The 21,052-nt window shown below is 49.3% G+C and carries 17 protein-coding genes; 14 read left to right on the top strand and 3 right to left on the bottom strand.

Features of this window, described 5'->3' with window-relative positions:
* The first annotated feature begins 164 nt into the window (after positions 1-164).
* From ACF8OF_RS18640 to ACF8OF_RS18625, 4 genes are read left to right on the top strand one after another with little or no spacing between them, the layout of a single operon-like run.
* Complete coding sequence (locus ACF8OF_RS18640; RefSeq protein ID WP_029990819.1) at positions 165-425, top strand: PAAR domain-containing protein; 261 nt, start codon at positions 165-167, stop codon at positions 423-425.
* 2 nt (positions 426-427) lie between these two features.
* Positions 428-1,261, top strand: coding sequence for a TagK domain-containing protein (locus tag ACF8OF_RS18635; RefSeq protein ID WP_392497347.1), 834 nt, complete (start codon positions 428-430; stop codon positions 1,259-1,261).
* An 18-nt stretch (positions 1,262-1,279) separates the two neighbouring features.
* On the top strand, positions 1,280-2,110 hold the full coding sequence (locus ACF8OF_RS18630) for a type VI secretion system accessory protein TagJ (protein ID WP_025152676.1): 831 nt from the start codon (positions 1,280-1,282) through the stop codon (positions 2,108-2,110).
* On the top strand, positions 2,100-2,594 hold the full coding sequence (locus ACF8OF_RS18625) for a type VI secretion system baseplate subunit TssE (protein WP_025152677.1): 495 nt from the start codon (positions 2,100-2,102) through the stop codon (positions 2,592-2,594). Before ACF8OF_RS18630 ends, ACF8OF_RS18625 begins: the two co-directional genes overlap by 11 nt.
* Before the next feature lie 44 nt (positions 2,595-2,638).
* Here the strand turns inward: ACF8OF_RS18625 and ACF8OF_RS18620 are convergent, their stop codons facing one another.
* Positions 2,639-3,469, bottom strand: a complete 831-nt coding sequence (locus tag ACF8OF_RS18620; protein WP_262860493.1) for an FkbM family methyltransferase — start codon at positions 3,467-3,469, stop codon at positions 2,639-2,641.
* Between the two features lie 553 nt (positions 3,470-4,022).
* On the opposite strand from ACF8OF_RS18620, the gene ACF8OF_RS18615 reads away from it, so the two are divergent.
* The 10 genes from ACF8OF_RS18615 (at position 4,023) to ACF8OF_RS18570 (ending at position 16,708) form a co-directional block, all read left to right on the top strand.
* The gene (locus ACF8OF_RS18615) at positions 4,023-5,399 is read left to right on the top strand and encodes a hypothetical protein (RefSeq protein WP_392497346.1); all 1,377 of its coding nucleotides are present in this window, start codon (positions 4,023-4,025) and stop codon (positions 5,397-5,399) included.
* 425 nt (positions 5,400-5,824) lie between these two features.
* Positions 5,825-7,186 carry a nucleobase:cation symporter-2 family protein gene (locus tag ACF8OF_RS18610; protein WP_274370943.1) on the top strand — a complete coding sequence of 454 codons (1,362 nt, stop codon included), beginning with the start codon at positions 5,825-5,827 and terminating at the stop codon, positions 7,184-7,186.
* Positions 7,187-7,326: 140 nt separating this feature from the next.
* Positions 7,327-9,219, top strand: a complete 1,893-nt coding sequence (gene gss, locus ACF8OF_RS18605) for a bifunctional glutathionylspermidine amidase/synthase (protein WP_262860490.1) — start codon at positions 7,327-7,329, stop codon at positions 9,217-9,219.
* A 200-nt stretch (positions 9,220-9,419) separates the two neighbouring features.
* A complete protein-coding gene (locus ACF8OF_RS18600) occupies positions 9,420-9,668 on the top strand; it encodes a type B 50S ribosomal protein L31 (RefSeq protein WP_024474782.1) in 249 nt (82 codons plus the stop codon).
* 17 nt (positions 9,669-9,685) lie between these two features.
* Positions 9,686-9,811, top strand: coding sequence for a type B 50S ribosomal protein L36 (gene ykgO / locus ACF8OF_RS18595; protein WP_004237696.1), 126 nt, complete (start codon positions 9,686-9,688; stop codon positions 9,809-9,811).
* A 2-nt stretch (positions 9,812-9,813) separates the two neighbouring features.
* Positions 9,814-10,458 (top strand): metal-binding protein ZinT, encoded by a 645-nt coding sequence (gene zinT / locus ACF8OF_RS18590; protein ID WP_262860489.1) that lies wholly within the window; start codon positions 9,814-9,816, stop codon positions 10,456-10,458.
* 569 nt (positions 10,459-11,027) lie between these two features.
* Positions 11,028-12,119, top strand: coding sequence for a PfkB family carbohydrate kinase (locus ACF8OF_RS18585; RefSeq protein ID WP_262883671.1), 1,092 nt, complete (start codon positions 11,028-11,030; stop codon positions 12,117-12,119).
* A complete protein-coding gene (locus tag ACF8OF_RS18580) occupies positions 12,116-13,048 on the top strand; it encodes a pseudouridine-5'-phosphate glycosidase (RefSeq protein WP_004237699.1) in 933 nt (310 codons plus the stop codon). The genes ACF8OF_RS18585 and ACF8OF_RS18580 overlap by 4 nt, the downstream gene beginning before the upstream one ends.
* Positions 13,049-13,177: 129 nt before the next feature.
* The gene (locus tag ACF8OF_RS18575) at positions 13,178-14,440 is read left to right on the top strand and encodes a NupC/NupG family nucleoside CNT transporter (protein ID WP_262859554.1); all 1,263 of its coding nucleotides are present in this window, start codon (positions 13,178-13,180) and stop codon (positions 14,438-14,440) included.
* A 303-nt stretch (positions 14,441-14,743) separates the two neighbouring features.
* Positions 14,744-16,708 (top strand): FAD-dependent oxidoreductase, encoded by a 1,965-nt coding sequence (locus ACF8OF_RS18570; protein ID WP_279799925.1) that lies wholly within the window; start codon positions 14,744-14,746, stop codon positions 16,706-16,708.
* Positions 16,709-16,777: 69 nt separating this feature from the next.
* Here ACF8OF_RS18570 and ACF8OF_RS18565 read toward each other — a convergent pair whose 3' ends face one another.
* Together ACF8OF_RS18565 and ACF8OF_RS18560 are read right to left on the bottom strand one after the other, a co-directional pair.
* The gene (locus tag ACF8OF_RS18565; protein WP_262883669.1) at positions 16,778-18,259 is read right to left on the bottom strand and encodes a nucleobase:cation symporter-2 family protein; all 1,482 of its coding nucleotides are present in this window, start codon (positions 18,257-18,259) and stop codon (positions 16,778-16,780) included.
* Positions 18,260-19,878: 1,619 nt separating this feature from the next.
* The gene (locus ACF8OF_RS18560) at positions 19,879-21,051 is read right to left on the bottom strand and encodes a PatB family C-S lyase (RefSeq protein ID WP_279799872.1); all 1,173 of its coding nucleotides are present in this window, start codon (positions 21,049-21,051) and stop codon (positions 19,879-19,881) included.
* Position 21,052: the final 1 nt, after the last annotated feature.

The following is a 21,052-nucleotide window of genomic DNA, read 5'->3' as shown; positions in this document are numbered from 1 at the left end:
CCGACGACACCGGAACCGACGACACCGGAGCCAACGACACCGGAACCGACGACACCGGAACCAACGACACCGGAACCAACGACGACTCCGATTATTACCGGGGAGCCTTGAGTTACCACAGCCCCTCAGGGGGCTGTATCAGATAGTGGATATAAGGAGACAATATGTTACCAGCAGCAAGAATGGGCGACTTAGCCTGCCATTGCGGTGTGGTGGAACTGGGTTCATGTAACGTGTTTACCAACTGTATCCCGCAAACCTTCCTGGGGGCGCCGGTATGTTGTGCTATTCATGTTAAAAGTTGCATATGCACCGCATCCTGTACCGTCTTTGTCAATAATATCCCGGCGGCACGCGCCGGGGATTGTGGTGGCTGCGGGACAGTGGTATCAACGGGTTCATGTAATGTATTTATCGGCCCCTAATCATGCTATTGCATTTTAACTGGCCGACCCGTAAAGGGTCGGTCAAACTGACAGAGCTGAACACCATCGATAATCCGGTGGTGATTAATGCGTTTACTGCGGATGTTACATTACATGCCGGTGAATCGCAGGATACCGATGTTCTGTTTTATTACACCAACACCGGTCCTGTTTTGCAGAATATCTGCCGGGAACTGGTTTGCGTGGTCAATAAACAGCAGGTCGCATTTGGTTCAAAAATCCGGCTGATATACGGTTCTGCCATTCAGATTGGTCATTTTTCACTGACTTTTGTCGCGGCGGAAAATAATCAGTCAGCATCAGTTATAGAAGCATTAACAGAACTGACACCGACAAAGGTTGATTTCACCAATCTTGAAATTAATGAAATATTACCGCAGGGTGCGGGATTTATTTCCATAGAATATGCCGCAGAAGAGAGCCGGAAAAGCGGTGATGAATTAAAAAAACTGGAAATAGAGTATAAAAAGTTTCTGTTATGGGGAGAAATTGATTCCCCGCAAACTGAAAATCATGCAGTCACAGAAGAGGCAAAATTATCTGCCGCGGATGATGACGGCAGTTTTGATTCACTCTGTGAGCAGATAAAAGATCTGAATCTGACAGAGTGTATTTTTGAAACGTCGGCATTTATGGATCGTGTCTGGCGTGAATTGTCCACAATGGAAGAAGTTGATTTAACACAGGACGAGCATGAGGACTATGACATTCTGAGAATGCTGGCGCCGAACGGAATTATTCCGTATGCAAAAGACTCTGTTTCCTCACTTGTTTCAAAGGAACTTTATAAATTAGGCTTAGACAGCCGTTTATAATCACTTAAGGATTTTTACATGGCCACAACACAAAAACTCTCCGATATTCTTGCCAACTCATCGCTGGATGAATTTTTTGATGACACTCTCAATAAGGTAAAACAGAAGCCGAACGACTTAGTTATTCGTGAGACTTTATTTAAATTGTGTTGCCTGAAAGGTTACTGGGAAAAGGCAATGGTTCAGCTGGAAACCTGGTCATTAATTGATGGTCAGGATGATGACCGTCAGCTTGAGTTGTATAAAAACCTGGTATTCAGTGAAATTCTGCGCGAAGAGATTCTGAAAGGAAAACGCGAGCCGATGACATTACAGCAGGAATTACCTGAATGGATGAAATCGGTCTGGGAAGCCAATAAATTACTGATTGAGAATAAGCCGGATAAATCGGAGGCACTGCGCTTACAGGCATTTGAAAATGCCCCGGCAGCCGGCGGCAACGGTGAGAAAATCGGTGATTTTGCCTGGATGGCAGATAATGACAGCCGCCTGGGGCCTATCTGTGAATTTATTGTCGCCGGCGGCTACCGCTGGGTACCGTTTGCGGATATTGAAACTATCAATATTGTTAAACCGCGGGATTTACTGGATCTGGTTTGGATTCATGCCCAGGTTAAAGTAAAAAATGATATTTTTTACGGCTATATTCCGGCCCGTTATCCTGTCCGTGATACAGACAGTGACAAAATTAAGCTGGGTTTTGAAACACAATGGGAGCAGGTATCAGAATATTTCCTGACAGGGAAAGGCGGAAAAATGGTCATTACTGACCAGGGAGAATATCCGTTATCTGAACTGAATAAGGTTTCCATGACAATGGCCGGTGCTGAAACTGAACATGCAGGATAATAAAAAGCAATATATGCCTGCATTGCTTGACCGGCTGATTGATGATCATCCGAAAGAGCGGCGTGAGCCTGCCGATAAATTCTATTTCGATTCACGCAAAATGCGTGAGGTGATATTGCGTGATCTCCTGACGATTTTCAGTACTGAAAATACAGAAGGTGAATTACAGCGTTACAGCAAATCACCGGTTGTCGACTCAGTCATTAATTATGGTATTGCGCCGTTAACCGGCGTCTATGCCAGACAGCTGAGCTGGGAACAGGTTGAGGAGAAGTTGCGCCGGGCTATTCTGCGTTTTGAAAGCCGGGTTATTCCTGACTCTCTGATTATTACGCCGCTGGCGGGAAAAGATCAGTATGCGCAGTATGGCATTATTGTTTTTGAAATAAGAACACTGGTTTACTGGGATCCTTATCCGCTGGATCTGCGTATCAAAGGTTCTTATGATATGGAAACTCAGCAGGTTAGTCTGAATTACCGCTGAAATAAAAAGGAAGCGTCAGCTTCCTTTTTATTTTTCAATGCAGATCAGAGACTTAAAAAATCCATACCAAACTGTGATGTCTCACGTTTTACAATATAACCGTTTGGTGTCATCACCAGTTTTCCGCCTTCATTGTTTTTATGCTGAGCAACAAAGAAATTCTCTATCTGAAGCAACTCATACCCCATTTCATCCTGTAATAAAGAAAAAAGGTGTTTATTTTTCTCTATGGTGGATTTCATATAGTCGCCCCATGTGGTGAAAATAATGTAAGGGTAACCGGATGCCTGTATCCATTTTCTGCCGCCTTTCAGAACCTCCAGTTCCAGGCCCTGGGCATCGATTTTAATCAGGCTGGCATGTGGCATATTCAGTGTATCCAGTGTATTGATTGTCCTTTTTTCTGTGGGAAATTCTGAGCCGCAGCGTTGCTCCAGGAAGATGGTTTTATCCAGGGAGACGGCACCGAGATTATTGTCGGTATACGGATTCGGTACCGGGACATCGATTTCACCATCATAATCGCCAAGGGCGGAGTTAAAGGTATAACAGTTTTTCAGTTTATTCAGATAGATATTACCACAGAGCTGATTATAGACCTGACGCTGAGGCTCAAAGGAATAAACAATACCATTACGGTGCTGAAAATAATTGCCTGCCGGGATTGTCCAGGAGCCGAGGTTGGCACCAATATCATAAATAACCGGTGCCGCCGAAAATTCCAGCAGGCGCTGACTGATATTGATTGAGGTTGCATTCCAGAGTTCTCCGCCGCGTAATACACCACTGATGTAATCGGGGCCGGAAGTCAGCAGGAACCGGTGGTCACCGCGGGTTGTACAGATTTCAAATTCAGATGATTTTTTATTTTCCATAATGTTATCGCCCGGATATTCAGAGGGTAATGAGATTCCTGTTCAGACATTTATTATTCAGAATGCTATCACTATATCAGAGAGAATAAAAATGGCTTACAGACGGCAGGCGGATTATAAGATAAGTCCTGATTATGTTGCTTTTTAAAAATACACATTGCCTTCTGTTTTCAGCGTGATATTCCGTTGATATTTCTTATGGCGGTTCAGACAGGCTTTTACTGCGGCTGATCGTTATTTTTTATCATAAATGAAAATATAATTTTCATTTATGATGGTGTCAGGTTTTATATTTAAGAATAATCGGAATGTTCAAAGGGTAAAACATTATTCAATTCGCGTTATATTGTCGGTAATATTAATACCATTCTTACTTGCAGATCGTTATTGTGAACCATCATCAGATATCCGGTATTTATCTCATTTTATGTTCATTTTTCATTTCCGGATAATGATGCAGGGTAATTTCTGAGTCAGGGATTAAGCAGAATTTATTGTTCTGAAATAGGTTCGGTGAGCACCTGCTTCATTTTATATACAGGAGTTATGTAATATGCCTATCGTTATCGGCGTTGTTGATAAAGCAACGCGCGTGACAAAAAAAGCAGTAACCTCAGTCAAAGACGGGGTTAATGTGCTGAAAGCCGTTCCGGGAGTGGATTATGTGCTGGTCGATAAGCAAACCGGAACAGCACCGCAGAAAGCGATCATGATCCGTGACGGTAATAACCTGAAGTTATTTCTGATGGGAGAAGAAGATCCATCGGTGGTCATTGAGGATTATTATCTGGTTCCCGGTCAGATTATCGGCGAAGCAGCGGATAAACAGGTGCATGACTACACGCCGCAATCTGCGGTGGAGCATGACAATATCGGCAGTATGGCAGATAAACAGGCGGCAGTTCAGCAGCCGGGTGAAAAATTGCTGGCACCGATTACATGGGAATCATCCGGCCCGGGCTGGGAGTTGCTGACTTTCCTGGGGCTGGCTGTGGCCGGCGGGACTGCTGCGGCGATCGCCAAAAATAATCATTCAGATGATGATCATAAAAATAATGATTCATCCGCTGATAATAAAGATAACGGAAATACCGGCACCGATGATACCGGCAACGGCAATGCCGGTACGGATGATAAGGGTAACGGTAACGCCGGAACCGAAAACAGCGGTAACGGTAACACGGGTACCGACGATAAAGGTAACAGCAATACCGGAACAGAAAACACCGGAACAGAGACCGGCGGTAACAATCACACCGGTGCGGATGAGCAGGATAACAATAATACCGGCACAAATGATAACGGTAATACTGCTGCGGATGAGCAGGAGAGTGCCGATGTACCGGCTGATATTACCGCGATTGCCGCCATTGATGATGTTACGGATTCTGCCGGGGCTGATCCTGAAAACCTGTCAGCAATGACACCGGTATTAACCGGACATATTGATAATGCACTGACGGAAGGTCAGGTGGTGGTCATCTCCCGTGATGGTCATGTGGCGGGGTATGCCACGGTGGAGAATGACGGTAAATGGACATTCAATGATACCTCCGGCGATTTTGAGCAGGGACAGACTTACCATTACACCGCGCGTGTTGAAGGTAATGGTGTGAGCGGCGCGGAATCCGATCCGTTCAGCATTCACTATGACACCACCGGTCAGCACGAAGGAACAGAAATGCCTGCGCTGCCCGGGTCTGAAGATGCGGCAGCCCTGGCTGCCACCGGGCTGCTCTCCGGTCATGACGGCTCCGTGAATCTGGACAAACTGCTGAGTCAGTTACCGGAACAGGATATCCCGGCAGAACATAGTAATACGGCCGCTGCTGCACCGGACTATTTTCAGCCGTCAGCGGAATTTACAGCACATGATATGGTGAATCAGGATCTGACGTCATTAACAGAGGCGCAGACCACACTGTTCTGATTCGCAGAACAACAAACAGAACGGGCCGCCGGTCATCATGACCGGCGGCCCGTTTTATTATGCGGAGCGGGAAACGCCCGGTGATACGCCGCTATCAATGTGATAACCGGAATTATTAAATTGAGAAGGCAATCGATTGTTATGCCGTCCGGCCTGAAAAATGACATTTTACAGGTGTCATAAAAATGCGGCGGGTATCTCGTTTTCAGCGGAAAAATGCCTGAAAAAACCGGAAACCGGTCACGAAACACAGCATTTATGCTGACAGAAAATCGCGCTGGTCTGAATTTTGCTCAATCGTTTAAATGATGAACCGATACCCGGGCCGGGTTCGTCATCATAGTGAGACACCCTGACGCCAGGGGTCATTTTCCGAGATCTTCGAATCGAAGCCGGGGAGTCCCGGTTGTAAGGGAGTCTGTTTCATGAGCAATCATAGTGTGGATCAAGCACAGGAACCGGTTAAGCCCGTTATTGACGAAGTTGAAGAAATATTACCTGCGGGAAAACTGATGATGCTGGGATTACAGCATGTGCTGGTGATGTATGCCGGTGCAGTGGCGGTACCGCTGGTTATCGGTGACCGGCTGGGGCTGAGCAAGGAAGTGGTGACACTGCTTATCAGTTCAGATCTGTTTTGCTGTGGTATCGTAACACTGTTGCAGTGTATCGGTATCGGGAAATTTGCCGGTATCCGTCTTCCGGTGATTATGTCTGTGACGTTCGCTGCGGTGACGCCGATGCTGGCTATCGGTGCCAACCCGGATATCGGCCTGATGGGGATTTTCGGTGCCACTATTGCAGCGGGGGTGCTGACAACACTGATCGTCCCGCTGATGGGAAAACTGATGCCGCTTTTCCCCAATATGGTCACCGGTATTGTGATCACCTCTATCGGACTGAGTATCATGCAGGTGGGAATTGACTGGGCAGCCGGGGGCAAAGGTAACCCGGAATATGGTCACCCGCTCTACCTTGGTATCTCATTTGCTGTTCTGCTGTTTATCCTGTTTATTACCAAATTCTGCAAGGGCTTTCTCTGTAATATCTCGGTATTACTGGGGATTATCTTTGGTTTTGTGTTGTCGCTGATGTGCAATGAGGTCAGTTTCGACGGCTATACGGATGCGCCCTGGTTTAAACTGGTTACCCCGATGGCACTGGGCACACCAACGTTTGAGCCTATCTCTATTATCACCCTCAGTGTGGTACTGCTGATTGTCTTTATTGAATCGATGGGGATGTTTCTGGCGCTCGGGGAAATTGTCGGCCGCCCGGTCGGAAAAGACGATATTGTGCGCGGATTGCGGGTGGACGGGATCGGGACAATTATCGGCGGTCTGTTCAACAGTTTCCCGCATACCTCATTTTCCCAGAATGTCGGGCTGGTGGGTGTGACGAAAGTCCACAGCCGCTGGGTGTGTGTGGTCTCCGGATTTATCCTGATTATCTTTGGTCTGCTGCCGAAAATGGCGGTGGTGATCGCCTCTATTCCGCAGTTTGTGCTCGGCGGTGCGGGGCTGGTGATGTTCGGCATGGTGCTGGCGACGGGGATCCGCATTCTGTCCCGTGTTGATTACAGCGGCAATAATTACAATCTCTATATTGTGGCGATAAGCCTGGGGGTCGGGCTGACGCCGACACTCTCCGGTAATTTCTTTGCCAAATTGCCGATGTTCTTACAGCCGCTGCTGCACAGCGGGATCCTGCTGGCGACGGTCAGTGCGGTGATCCTCAACCTGTTTTTTAACGGTTATCATCCGAAAAAGGAAAGTCCGGCAACGTGATATGAATCACTAAGCATAACCCGAAGTGGTGATTGACACCGATGCAGAAAAGCATCGGTGTTTTTTTATGGACGGGCGTATACTGAATTATTAGTAAGCACAATTATTGGCAACCTAAATCATATCAGTAAGGCCGTACTATGAGTGGAATCATCACGGAGCATGAACCTTTCGGCACATTACTGGGCTATGCGCCCGGCGGTGTGGCTATCTATTCCTCTGACTACGATACCATCACGGACGCAGAGAAAGAGGATGATATTTCCTTCCGCAGTTATATCGGAAATGAATATATGGGATACAAATGGCAGTGTGTGGAATTTGCCCGCCGCTTCCTGTATCTCAATTACGGTGTGGTGTTTACCGATGTCGGGATGGCGTACGAGATTTTTTCCCTGCGTTTTCTGCGTCATGTGGTGGATGACAGCATTTTGCCGCTGCGGGCGTTTAAAAATGGCTGTCAGCAGGCACCGGTAGCCGGGGCATTGCTTATCTGGCAGGAGGGAGGAGAGTTTAAACGCACCGGTCATGTGGCGGTGATAACCCAGGTGTGTGCGGATAAAGTCCGGATTGTGGAACAGAATGTCATTCACCATAAACTGCCGCGCGGTCAGCAATGGACCCGTGAGCTGCCGATGCATGTCAAAGACGGTTATTACACCCTGTCCGATACGTTCCCGGATACGCAGATCCTCGGCTGGATGATCCAGACAATTGATGATGAGTATGCGTGGACCGAACCGGCGGTGAACCCGGCGCTGATGACACTGCATGCCGCCCGCCTGGACGAGAAAGCCGACTTCACCGGAAAATGGCTGGATGAGTCGGATCCGATGGAAAAAGCCTATGTCAAAGCGAATCACGGTCACAATCTGAATGCGGATCCGCACGAGTATTTCACCATTTCGGAAACCGCCGAAAATGCCCTGATGCAGGCGACCAACGAAGTTCATCTGATGTATCTGCACGCCACCGAAAAAGTGCTGAAAGATGATAATCTGCTGAAATTATTCAATATCCCGGAAATCCTCTGGCCGAGACTGCGGCTCTCCTGGCAGAACCGCCGTCACGATATGGTGACCGGCAGACTGGATTTCTGCATGGATGAGCGCGGGCTGAAGGTGTATGAATACAATGCGGATTCTGCTTCCTGCCATGCGGAAACCGGGCGGATTATTGAAAAATGGGCGAAACAGGGTGGTCTGACCGAAGGTTGGGATCCGGGGGAACGCCTGTCAGACATGCTGGCGGATATCTGGAAACACACCTCAGCCAAGCCGTTTATCCATATTATGCAGGATAAAGACAGCGAAGAAGATTACCACGCCCTCAATATGGCGCAGGCCATTACGGCGGCAGGGTACGGATACCGGATCATTCACGGGCTGGATGAACTGAGCTGGAATGAAAGCGGACAGGTCATCGACGGCGAAGGGCGTGTGCTCAAATGTGTCTGGAAAACCTGGGCGTGGGAAACGGCGCTGGAACAACTGCGTCAGGAAAGCGAAAGCGACCGGACATACTCCGCGCTGCCTATCCGTACCGGTCATCCGCGCCATGAAAATGATGTGCGGCTGATTGATGTGCTGCTGCGCCCGGAAATCCGGGTATTTGAACCACTGTGGACGGTGATCCCCGGCAACAAAGCGATTCTGCCGATCCTGTGGTCGCTGTTCCCGCATCATCCTTATCTGCTGGATACGGAATTTCAACTCAGCGACGAACTGCGCCGGACCGGTTATGCGGTTAAGCCGATTGCCGGACGCTGCGGCAGCAATATCGGGCTGGTGGATCACCGCGATGAAGTGCTGGATGAAACCTGCGGTCGTTTCGGTGAGCAGGAAAATGTCTATCAGCAGCTCTGGTGTTTACCGAAAGTGGCAGGCCGCTATATCCAGATGTGCGCCTTTACGGTCGGTGGTCACTACGGTGGTGTCTGTCTGCGTTCGGATCCGTCTTTGGTTATTAAAAAAGAGAGTGATATTGAGCCGCTGCGGGTACTGGAGGATAAGGACTTTCTGGCAGAGAACTGATTTCTTACAGTGATACTTTTCCCGGGCAGCCCCGTATTCGCCGGTGGCTGCCCGTTTTTATATCCTTTTGATCTGATTTATATTTCCTTTCTTTCCGCGAACGCACTCCTTTCCCGTATAAAAATCAGGGTTAAAAAACAGTGGTCAACCACAATAAAAATCATTATTGTTATATTATAACATAACAAAATGAGGCAACCATGAAACCCGATATTCATCCGGATTACCGGACTGTCATCTTCCACGACACCGCCGCAGACGTGTATTTCAAAGTCGGATCCACCATCAGAACGGAAAGAACCATTGAGTTTGAAGGGCAGACGTATCCTTATGTCACTCTGGATGTCTCATCTCATTCTCACCCGTTCTATACCGGCAAACAGAAAACACACTCTCAGGAAGGGAATGTGGCCCGTTTTACCAAGCGCTTCGGGCGTTTTGTCCATTAAAAGAAGAGGAAAAACCGATGCAGGTATTAAGTTCACTGAAAAGTGCGAAACAGCGCCATCCGGACTGCAAAATTGTCCGCCGTCGCGGTCGTATCTATGTGATTTGTAAGTCCAATCCGCGTTTTAAAGCCGTACAGGGGTGATTATGACAGCTAAATCAGTTCTTCCGTTACTGTTGCTGGCGGGATTATTCAGCGGCGCGGCAGCGGCACACGGACACCATCACGACAAACCGCAGACAGAAGCACAGCGCAAGGCCGCAGAAGGGATTTTTGCGGATAAGGATGTCAAAGACCGGCAGCTGAGTGACTGGGACGGGGTCTGGCAGTCGGTTGCGCCTTATCTGGCCAGCGGTGAGCTGGATCCGGTGATGCAGGCGAAAGCTGCGAAGAATGGCGATAAAACGGCAGAAGAGTATCGTGCATATTATACAAAGGGATATAAAACCGATGTGGATATGATTGGTATTGAAAATAATATCATCGAATTCCATCGCGGGGATAAGGTGGATCAGTGTGAGTATCAGTATGCCGGTTACCGGATCCTGAATTACACCTCCGGCAAGAAAGGGGCGCGTTATCTGTTTGAGTGCAAAGATAAAAACAGTCATGCACCGAAATATATCCAGTTCAGCGACCATATCATTGCGCCGGAAAAAGCCGGTCATTTCCACCTGTATATGGGCAATGAATCCCAGGAGGCTCTGCTGACTCAACTGGACAACTGGCCGACGTATTACCCTTATACGATGAGCGGAAAAGATATCGTTCACGACATGCTGCACCACTGACAGCAAAGCGGCACAGCACTATAAAACCGACAGCCCGGAAACAATCTCTGTTTCCGGGCTGTTTTGTTATTTCATTAACAGATTAATATAAAACTTGATTAATCGTGTCAGTTCAAAATAAAATAAGAATAAGCGATTCAGCTAATCAGTTTAAACAGCGTTACCACAATAAACACCCGATGTTTTCTGGTTTTATTCCGGACTGATTTATTTGATATCAATCACAGTATGTATGTAACGATAAAACACATATTTCAATATTGTTCTTCTAAGATCATGAAAACAAACACATGTTTGCTAATATGACAACCAATGTATAACAGATTGATAGATATGAAAATTATTTTTAATTAAATCCTCTATTTTTGAAGGTTATTATTTTGTGTTTTTTATTTTATTTTTGAAGATATAAAAAACATGATCGCCTTCCGGTTTTTTTGCTGAAAACCCATACCCTGCATTTTACGATCATGACTCAAATTCCGGTGAAATCTTTATTTCAGCGCTTTACTTTGTCGCGGGCAAAAAATAAAACAAGCACATGTTTAATAACTAACAAGTGTCCGCTTATGACCAGTCGAGAAAAACAAATCCTTCAGATCCTCCGGCGTGACCCGCTCATTCCGCAGCAGGAACTGGCCGGCGTATTAGGTATCAGCCGCTCTGCGGTGGCCGGACATATCATGAATCTGATGAATAAAGGCTACATCAAGGGTAAAGGATACATCCTCTCCGAGCACCGCTATGTGGTGACTGTCGGTTCAGCCAATATGGATGTTTGTGGTTATTCTGACCTGAATCTGGTGTATGAAGATTCTAATCCCGGTCACATTAAATGTTCACCCGGCGGGGTCGGGCGCAATATCGCCCAGAATATTGCCCTGCTGGGCTGCGAATCGCATTTTATCTCGGTTATCGGTGATGATTTCTACGGTAACACCCTGTACGAACAGGCAAAACTGGCTGGTGTGAATGTCAGTAATCTGCATCGTCTGCACGGGGAAACCACCTCCACCTATCTGTCTTTGCTGGATCCGCAGGGTGAAATGATCACTGCCATCAATGATATGCGCATCCTGGAAAAACTGACCCCGGCGCTGCTGGCAACCTCCCGCGATCTGATCCGCCACGCCGGTGTGCTGGTGGCGGACTGCAATCTCTCAGAAGGTGCGCTGGAGTGGCTGTTTACCAATGCGGGCAATGTCCCGGTCTTTGTCGATACCGTTTCCGCGTTCAAAGCAAACAAAATCAAGCCGTGGCTCAGTCATATCCACACCCTGAAACCGAACCGCTTTGAGGCGGAAATTCTCACCGGTATCAAAGTAGATAATAAACAGGATGTGGTGCGTGCCGCCAATGCTCTGCATGAGCAGGGTGTGCAGCGCATTGCCCTGAGTATGGGCGGTGAAGGCGTTTATTACAGCGAGGCGGGCGGTGAAAACGGCTGGTCGAAGCCGTTCAGTGTCCACATTGTCAATGTGACCGGTGCCGGTGACGCCATGATGGCAGGCCTTGCCCGCTGCTGGCTCGAAGGCGAGCCGCTGTCACAGAGTATCCGTTTTTCCCAGGGCTGCTCCGCCCTGACGCTCGCCAGCGAGCTGACAAATAATCCCGGTCTGTCAAAAGACAGTGTTCACAAACTAATGGAATCACAAGCATGAAAACTCAACAACTGAACGCAGAATATCTGGACATTTCCCCTGAGGTTGCACAGGCGCTCGCGGAGAAAAAGCCGGTTGTGGCACTGGAATCCACCATTATTTCTCACGGCATGCCGTATCCGGACAACGTGAAAATGGCACTGGAAGTGGAACAGCGTATCCGCGACAACGGTGCGATCCCGGCGACGATTGCGGTGATTAACGGCCGTATGAAAGCAGGTCTGTCTCATGACGAAATTGAGATGCTCGGCAAAGAAGGCCACAAGGTGATGAAAGTGAGCCGCCGCGACCTGCCGTTTGTGATCGCCCAGGGCATCCACGGTGCGACGACCGTTGCCTCCACCATGATTATCGCGGAAATGGCCGGGATTGCTGTTTTTGCCACCGGCGGGATCGGCGGTGTTCACCGTGGTGCGGAACACACCTTTGATATCTCAGCGGATTTACAGGAACTGGCACAAACCAATGTCGCGGTTGTTTGCGCGGGGGCCAAATCTATCCTGGATCTGGGGCTGACCACAGAATATCTGGAAACCTACGGCGTACCGGTTGTCGGCTATCAGACGGATAAATTACCGGCATTCTTCTGCCGTGAAAGCGAATTCCCGGTCACCATCCGCATGGAAACCCCGGAAACTGTGGCAAAAGCACTGCACGCCAAGTGGGCGACCGGCCTGAACGGCGGCATGGTCATTGCCAACCCGATCCCGCATGAGTTTGCCATGCCGGAAGAAACCATCAACAGCGCGATCGCACAGGCAGTACGCGAAGCGGATGAGCAGGGCATTAACGGCAAAGCAAGCACACCGTTCCTGCTGGCCCGTGTGGCAGAGCTGACCGGCGGTAACAGTGTGAATTCTAACATTGAGCTGGTGTTCAATAACGCGAAACTGGCTGCCCGTATCGCCTCCGCTTATCAGCAACTGTAAGCGGCTGACCGGTAACCGGTCATAACAACAAATGAAATACCTGACCCGGTAAGGTGCTGATCTCACAATCAGCCTTTACCGGGCATTGCAGCATACAACTGATGAGTATAATAACCACGGGGCCGGATTATGGATTTATTACGGAGTTTGGCGGGGATCGGCGTCTTATTACTGATAGCATTTCTCTTTTCGGTGAATAAGCGGAAAATCAGTCTGCGCACTGTCGGCGCGGCACTGCTGTTACAGGTGGCACTCGGTGCCATCATGCTGTATATCCCGGCGGGGAAATGGTTTATTCAGACCATCGCGTCGGGCGTGAACAACGTTATTGCCTACAGTGATGCGGGCAGCGCCTTTATTTTCGGCAGCCTGGTCGGCCCGAAAATGGATGTGTTATTTGACGGCGCCGGGTTTATCTTCGCATTCCGCGTCTTACCGGCCATTATTTTTATCACTTCTCTGATCGCAATTTTGTATTACCTCGGCATTATGCGCTGGGTGATCAACATTCTGGCGTATGTCTTCCAGAAGACCATGAAAATCAGCAAGATCGAATCCTTTGCGGCAGTAACCACCATTTTCCTCGGGCAGAATGAGTTACCGGCGGTACTGAAACCCTTTGTCAGCCGGATGAATAACAATGAATTATTCACCGTGATTTGCAGCGGCATGGCCTCCATTGCCGGATCAATGCTGGTGGGTTATGCCGGGCTGGGCGTACCGATTGAATATCTGCTGGCGGCATCCCTGATGGCAATTCCGGGCGGGATCCTGTTTGCACGGATGTTAAGCCCGGCGACACAGGAGTCCACCGTGGAATTCACTGAAATCTCTTTCAGTGAAAAACGCCCTGCCAGTATTATTGAGGCGGCGGCAGGCGGTGCGATGCTCGGGCTGAAAATTGCCGTCGGTGTGGCAACGGTGGTGCTGGCGTTTGTGGCCCTGATTGCCCTGATTAACGGGTTGATTGGCGGCCTCGGCGGCGTGATGGGATTTGAGGGGGTCAGCCTGCAAAGTCTGTTCGGCTATATTTTCTCACCGCTGGCGTATCTGATGGGTGTGAGCAGTGAGCATATTGCGCTGGCGGGCAGCCTGATCGGCGAAAAACTGGCGATCAACGAGTTCGTGGCCTATGTGGATTTCTCCCCGCATTTACACGACGGCACGCTGGATGCCAAAACGATTGCGGTGATCTCTTTTGCCTTATGCGGTTTTGCCAACTTCGGTTCGATTGCGGTGGTGGTCGGGGCGTTCAGCGCGGTTGCACCGGAGCGGGCATCGGATATCGCCCGTGTGGGTGTCCGCGCACTGTTGGCAGCGACCTTATCCAACCTGATGAGTGCCACTATTGCCGGATTGTTTATCGGCCTGGCCGTGGCACCGGGTGTCTGACCGGTTCAGATGAATGTCCGGTATTTACAGCCGCTTCCTTATAAAGGACGCGGCTGTTACCAGCTGATACGATTCAATTTTTTTTATTCCGCTTAAGACCGCGTCAGGTCAAAAAACCAAATCCCGCTCCCCGTTAAAGTAAAAAAAATCCGGTAGCCCTGTTGCGCGTGTGTTATTGCCTTCCTGCATCCGCAGAATTTGACCCGCCCCGCAAAATGACCATAAAACAGACTACGATGGGCCGGATGTGCCCGGTTATTGCATGGTTACCAATACTGAAAACCCGGAAAGCGATAGGTGAACATGAATAAATGTATTGTTGCGGACAGCCGGAAATGCATCGGATGTCACGCCTGCGAAATTGCCTGCGTTGTCGCGCATAATGATCACCACTGGCCACATGACAGCCGTGATTACACCCCCCGTATCCGCGTCATGTTCAAAGAGAGTGACAGCCTCGCTGTCACCTGCCGCCAGTGTGAAGACGCCCCCTGTGCCGCTGCCTGCCCGGTGGATGCCCTGTATGTGGCGGACAATATTGTCAAACTGGATCAGGAAAAATGTATCGGCTGTAAAAGCTGTGTGCTGGTCTGTCCGTTCGGGGCGATGGAAATGGTGATGACGTTCGATCACTCGCACGAACTGGCGCAGAAATGCGATTTATGTGATACCACCGGCGGGTCACCCGCGTGTGTGGCTAACTGCCCGACCAACGCACTCAGCATCCTGGATGAACAGAAACTGGTGATCCTGCGTAATGACCGCCTGATGCGGGCAGCCACCGGCGCATACAATCAGGCGCGTCAGTCGGAAATCCGTTTTGAGATCCTCAAACGTCCGCCGCGTGAAGGAACACAGAAACAGAGTGCGGCACTGCGTAAAAATCATTTCGGCGAAATTTATATCGGGCTGAATGAACAGTGTGCCGGTTATGAAAGTGAGCGCTGTCTGTACTGCTCACAAAAGGCGATGTGTAATATGTCATGCCCGCTGCATAACGCGATTCCGGACTTTGTCCGTCTGGTGCGTGAAGGTAAAATTATTGAGGCGGCGGAGCTGAGCAATTCGACCAGTTCACTGCCGGAAATCTGCGGCCGGGTCTGCCCGCAGGACAGATTGTGCGAAAGCCGCTGTACGCTGCGTAACCACGGCGGCGCGGTCACTGTCGGGAATATTGAACGCTATATCACGGATACCGCTTTTGAGATGGGCTGGCGTCCGTCGGTGGCGGAGGATGTGGTTCCGCGCCCGGAACGTGTCGCGATTATCGGTGCCGGGCCAGCCGGACTTGGCTGTGCGGATGTGCTGACCCGTGCCGGAGTGAAAGCGGAAGTGTTTGAGCGCCATCCTGAAATCGGAGGCCTGCTGACCTTCGGGATCCCGCCGTTCAAGCTGGACAAGCAGCTGATGGCACAGCGGCGGCAGATTTTCACGGATATGGGGATCACCTTCCGTCTGAACTGTGAGGTCGGTAAAGATATCCCGTTCAGCCGTCTGATGAGTGAGTATGATGCAGTACTGCTGGGAGTCGGCACCTACGGCATGATGAAAGCCGGGCTGGAGCATGAGGATTCCCCGGGCGTGGTGCAGGCACTGCCGTTCCTGATCGCCAGTACCCGTGAGGTGATGGGGCTGCCGGTGGCGGATGAATACCCGTGGATTGATGTGAAGGGGAAAAAAGTGGTGGTACTCGGCGGCGGTGATACCGCAATGGACTGTGTCCGTACTGCTGTCCGCCGTGGTGCTGAGAGTGTTATCTGCGCTTACCGCCGTGATGAGGCGAGTATGCCGGGCTCGAAGAAAGAGGTGATCAACGCCCGTGAAGAGGGGGTGGAATTCCTCTATAACGTGCAGCCGCAGTTTATTGACCGCACTGAACAGGGGGCGGTCAGCGGTATCGGGCTTATCCGTACGCAACTCGGTGAACCGGGGCCGGATGGCCGCCGCCGTCCGAAACCGGTGGAAGGGTCTGAATTTATCCTTGATGCGGATGTGCTGATTATGGCGTTCGGCTTTCAGTCGCATCCGATGCCGTGGCTCAGCGGTTATAATGTCCAGCTGGATAAATGGGGACAGATTAAAACCGGCGGCAACGGTCGCATGAGTAATCAGACCACCAACCCGAAAATCTTTGCTTCCGGTGATGCGGTACACGGCGCGGATCTGGTGGTCACCGCTATGGCTGCCGGTCGTCAGGCCGCCCGCGAGATGCTGAGTATGTTCGATGAACAGGCACAGTCACCACAGGCTATGGTCAGTAACGCATAACAGAAAGCCGTAAAAACAAAACCGCGATAATTATTATCGCGGTTTTTTTACGGGCAAAAATCAGAGAGGTCAGATAACGCGTTTGTTCTCCGCACTCATGGCCATATCCGGCAGGTCCCGCTCTGCATCCGGGATATCCAGCATTGCCCCGAGCTCCTCTGCCAGCACATCCGGCTCTTCCTCATTGGCTGCACCACGCGGTTGTCCGACCGGGATCAGCAGATTCAGGATAATCGCCGTCAGACCGCCGACGCAAATCGGGTTCTCGGCAAGGATATATAAAGACGGCGGCAGGATACTGAAGATCTGCGGATCATAAGAAACCCCCAGCCCGAGACCCAGGGATGTTGCCACAATCAGGGTTTCGCGGCGGCGCAGGCCGTTGGAGATAATAATGCGCAGCCCGGCAATGGCGATCATGGAGAACATCAGTGTCATTGCCCCGCCCAGTACCGGTGCCGGAATGGTGGTAAAGAACCAGCCGATACTCGGGAACAGGCCGAGGAACACCAGGATCACAGCAATAAAGCGCCCGATATAACTGGAGGCCACACCGGTCATCTGGATCACACCGTTGTTCTGGGCAAAGGTGGTCAGCGGCAGTGAGCCGAGAGCTGACGCGATAACGGACACCACACCATCCGCCATCACACCGCCTTTCAGCCGGTTCTGGTACACCTCACCGTTAATCGGCTGATTGGACACCATGGCTGTCGCTGTCAGGTTGCCGACCGCTTCCAGCACGCTGAGGATATAAATAATGGCGACCACCAGGAAGTGGGTGAAATTAAATGAGAAGCCGAATTTAAACGGCACCGGGACCGTAATAAATGCGGTGTTCTGATAAGTGCTGAAATCCACCAGTCCGAGGAACAGCGAAGCAATGTAGCCCGCCACCAGGGCAATGGCGATCCCGCCCATCCGCAGCAGCGGACTTTTGCAGCAGTTAAAACCAATCACCACCAGCAGAACCAGTAATCCCACACCGATATTTTCATAGTTGCCGTATGTACCGGCCGATTTGGCGGAGAAACCGCCGCCGAAGTCGATAATCCCGACCTTGATAAGACTCAGACCGATCATCAGCACCACCACGCCGCTGACTGTCGGGGTGATTATCCGGCGCAGATAAGGCAGTACAAAAGAGGAACCGACAACCAGGAAAGCACCGGCGAAAGAGACGCCGAGCAGAGAGGACAAAATCAGTTCTTCATGGATCCCGTCACTGCGCATGGCGGTACCGATAGCAATCATGGCAGTCACAAATGAGAAATTGACGGACTGAATAGATAACAGGCCGGAGCCCATCGGGCCGTAGCGGTGAACCTGTATCCAGGTACCGATGCCGGAGGCAATCATGACCATAGAAACCAGATAGGCTGTGGTATCGGCGGATAAATCCAGGGCTTTGCCCACAATCAGGGCAGGCATCACCATCGGAACAAACAGGGCCAATAAATGGGTTACCGCACCAAGAAGGGCCTGGAAAAACGGGGGCTTGTCGTCCAGCTGATAGATTAGATCAGAGGTTGGATGATTGAGATCTGACATCCTTCTCTCCTTTATAATAAATGGAATGAGAGGTCATACGTCGGCCTCAGCGGATCGTTTGGTACAGGGAATAAAGCAATAACTGAACCAGCGGCGCGACAAAGAAATAAAAATGTGAGAGATCTCTTAAATCATCTGCGATTTGTGAAATGTATCACCGGAATTTGCGAAGGGCTTTCCGCTACGGTCAGCCGGACCGATAAAAAGCGGTGTGAACAGGGTTTGTGCAGTATGAGAATGATATCATCTCATTTTGATAATGAAACGGCAGTGATAATGGTATCCCCCGGAACCCAGCACAGGAAAGGGATGCGGGTCATTCAGGCATTCTGCGGAGTGACTATTCCGCTAATGAAAATTCCTTTAAATAAGATATTTCCATTTTTCGCTAATGGAATTATATTAGGCATTAGTTTATTAAATAATATATACCAATTAAGAATGTACAATTATCTTAAATAAACGGGAAAAGGTAAAAATGGATTACGTAATAACACGAGTGATCATTATATAAATTAACATTTCATTGTTATTTTTTTGTTACCGGACAGCCTTGTTATTGTTCATTGCAAAAAAAACGGCAGATGTAAAATATAAATTATATTAGTATGTTATGTATCTTTTGATAAAGAGGTCGTTTATTCATCATATGAGTATTATCCTAAAAACACAGAAGCAGCATAAGGAAAAATTCGGTCTTAAATTTCATCAAAATAATCATATGACATGCTTGCCCGGATTCTTCATCTCCCCATCCTGATAATTCGATATTTAATCCCGCATTTGCATTGATGGTTGATTTTTTATGTTACAAGCGAAAGAAGAAGAATTACTAATAAAAGGAATAACGATGAAAAAAACACGCTATTTACATATAAAGCTAATCCATTTCTTATTGACGATATATTTTATGATGATAATCTTTATCGCAATAAGGAACTGAGTTATGTTTGTTATATGTAAGGTAAATACAGAACTTGTTTTAAATTGAGTCTTTTCTTATTGGCCTTTAGATGTTTTAAATGTAGATTGAAAGTGTGTTCACGTTATTATTCTCAATTTTAATTAAATACCGAAGTGTTGTTTTATAATTTCATGTCTGACATGAACTGTAAGTTAATATTCAGATATACCCCTGAAAATATTAAAAATGCAGTTATTACAGATGTTTCTTATAACCGGATTGTTATAAGGTAATATACCCGCAAGGATGCGAATATAACCGGACTGATACGTTATTATCTTAAAAAATAAAGGAATTATTTTTTAATGATTTAGCGGGATAACGGATATATCCCTCAGGGACATAAACGGATGTTACCGGACAAGGTTGCCGGTGTAAACGGACTTACCACACGGATGTATTATCAGGGAGCCTGTATTTTATCACCACAGGTAATAAACGGATTTACCCCGGGAAGGGGACGGTAAACGGAATTTACCGTTACAAGGAAGTAAGAGCGGACAGGTGTCATGCCCCGATGCTCTGATGAAAATGGATTTTCACTGTAGTACGCATGACAAATCAAGGTAGTTAAGTGTTGTCAGTACAAGGTAAAACATCGGTAATTATGGCGACCCTGTTGACGGAATACAGCAAGGTCGCCAATTTTTTTCTGTTACCGGGCGTTTTTCAGACGGTTTACCGCTTCCGCCAGCAGTGCGCGCGGCGTACCGAAATTAATCCGCAAATACTCTTCACCATCCGCCACATAATGACTGCCATCCTCAACCACCACGCCGGTCTGCCGGGCATAATCCAGTGTCAGATCTGTCGCTGTGCGTCCTGTGGCGCTGATATTAACCCAGGCGAGGTAAGAGGACTCCGGCTGCATCATCTGCCAGTCCGGGAAATGTGCCGCCACGGCCTGTGTCAGATAATCCGCATTGCCTCTCAGATAACGGTTCAGCTCATCCAGCCAGTCTGTGCCGTGGTTGTAAGCCTCAATAATGCCCCATACGCCGAACAGGTTAGGCGAGGTAATCGAATTTTTCTCAAGCTGCCGGCGGAACTGTGCCCGCAGTGCCGGATCCGGAATGATGCTGTAAGAGGTTTTCAGCCCGCCGAGGTTAAAGGCTTTGTTCGGCGAGGTCAGCAGGATCAGGTTCTCCGGCGCGGCACATCCCGGGCGCAGACAGCCGGTGAAGCTGCCGTACAGCACATGTTCCGCATGCACCTCATCGATCACCAGCAGCACGCCGTATTGCAGACACAAATCTGAGACCTGTTTGATCTCCGCTGCTGTCCAGATACGTCCGGACGGGTTGTGCGGCGAGCAGAACAGCCAGACTTTCGGCCGGTGTTCGCGCATCTGCGCCTCAATATGGTCAAAATCAAGGTGATAGCGGTTATCCCGTGCCACCAGCGGATTGGTCAGTACCGTCACATTCTGCCGGGTCACCGCATGGGCAAACGGATCATACACCGGTGTGTTCATCATCACGCAGTCGCCGGGCTGACAGAATGCCTGCACCAGATAGTGCAGGGTGGAAACCGTGCCGTAACTGAGAGTCACCCACTCCGGCTGAACCGTGACCTGATGACGCGCTGCCTGGAAGCGGATCACCGCATCGTAAAATTCATCAAAGCACCAGGTGTAGCCGAAGGTACCGTGCTGTGCCACCTGCGTGAACCGCTCAATCACTGCGGGCGGGGATTTGAAATCCATATCCGCTATCCACAGCGGAATGAAATCCTGCGGGACATCCCCGAAACGGGAACAGACATACTGATGATCCCATTTCCGGCAGCGATCACTTTTGCGCTCAATTATTTCATCAAAATCGTACATG

The sequence above is a fragment of the Morganella sp. TYF_1 genome, assembly GCF_043105645.1.
GTDB lineage: Bacteria > Pseudomonadota > Gammaproteobacteria > Enterobacterales > Enterobacteriaceae > Morganella > Morganella morganii_B.
The sequence above is the reverse complement of the archived record's forward strand: the minus strand, read 5'-3'. Positions and strand labels throughout refer to the sequence as shown.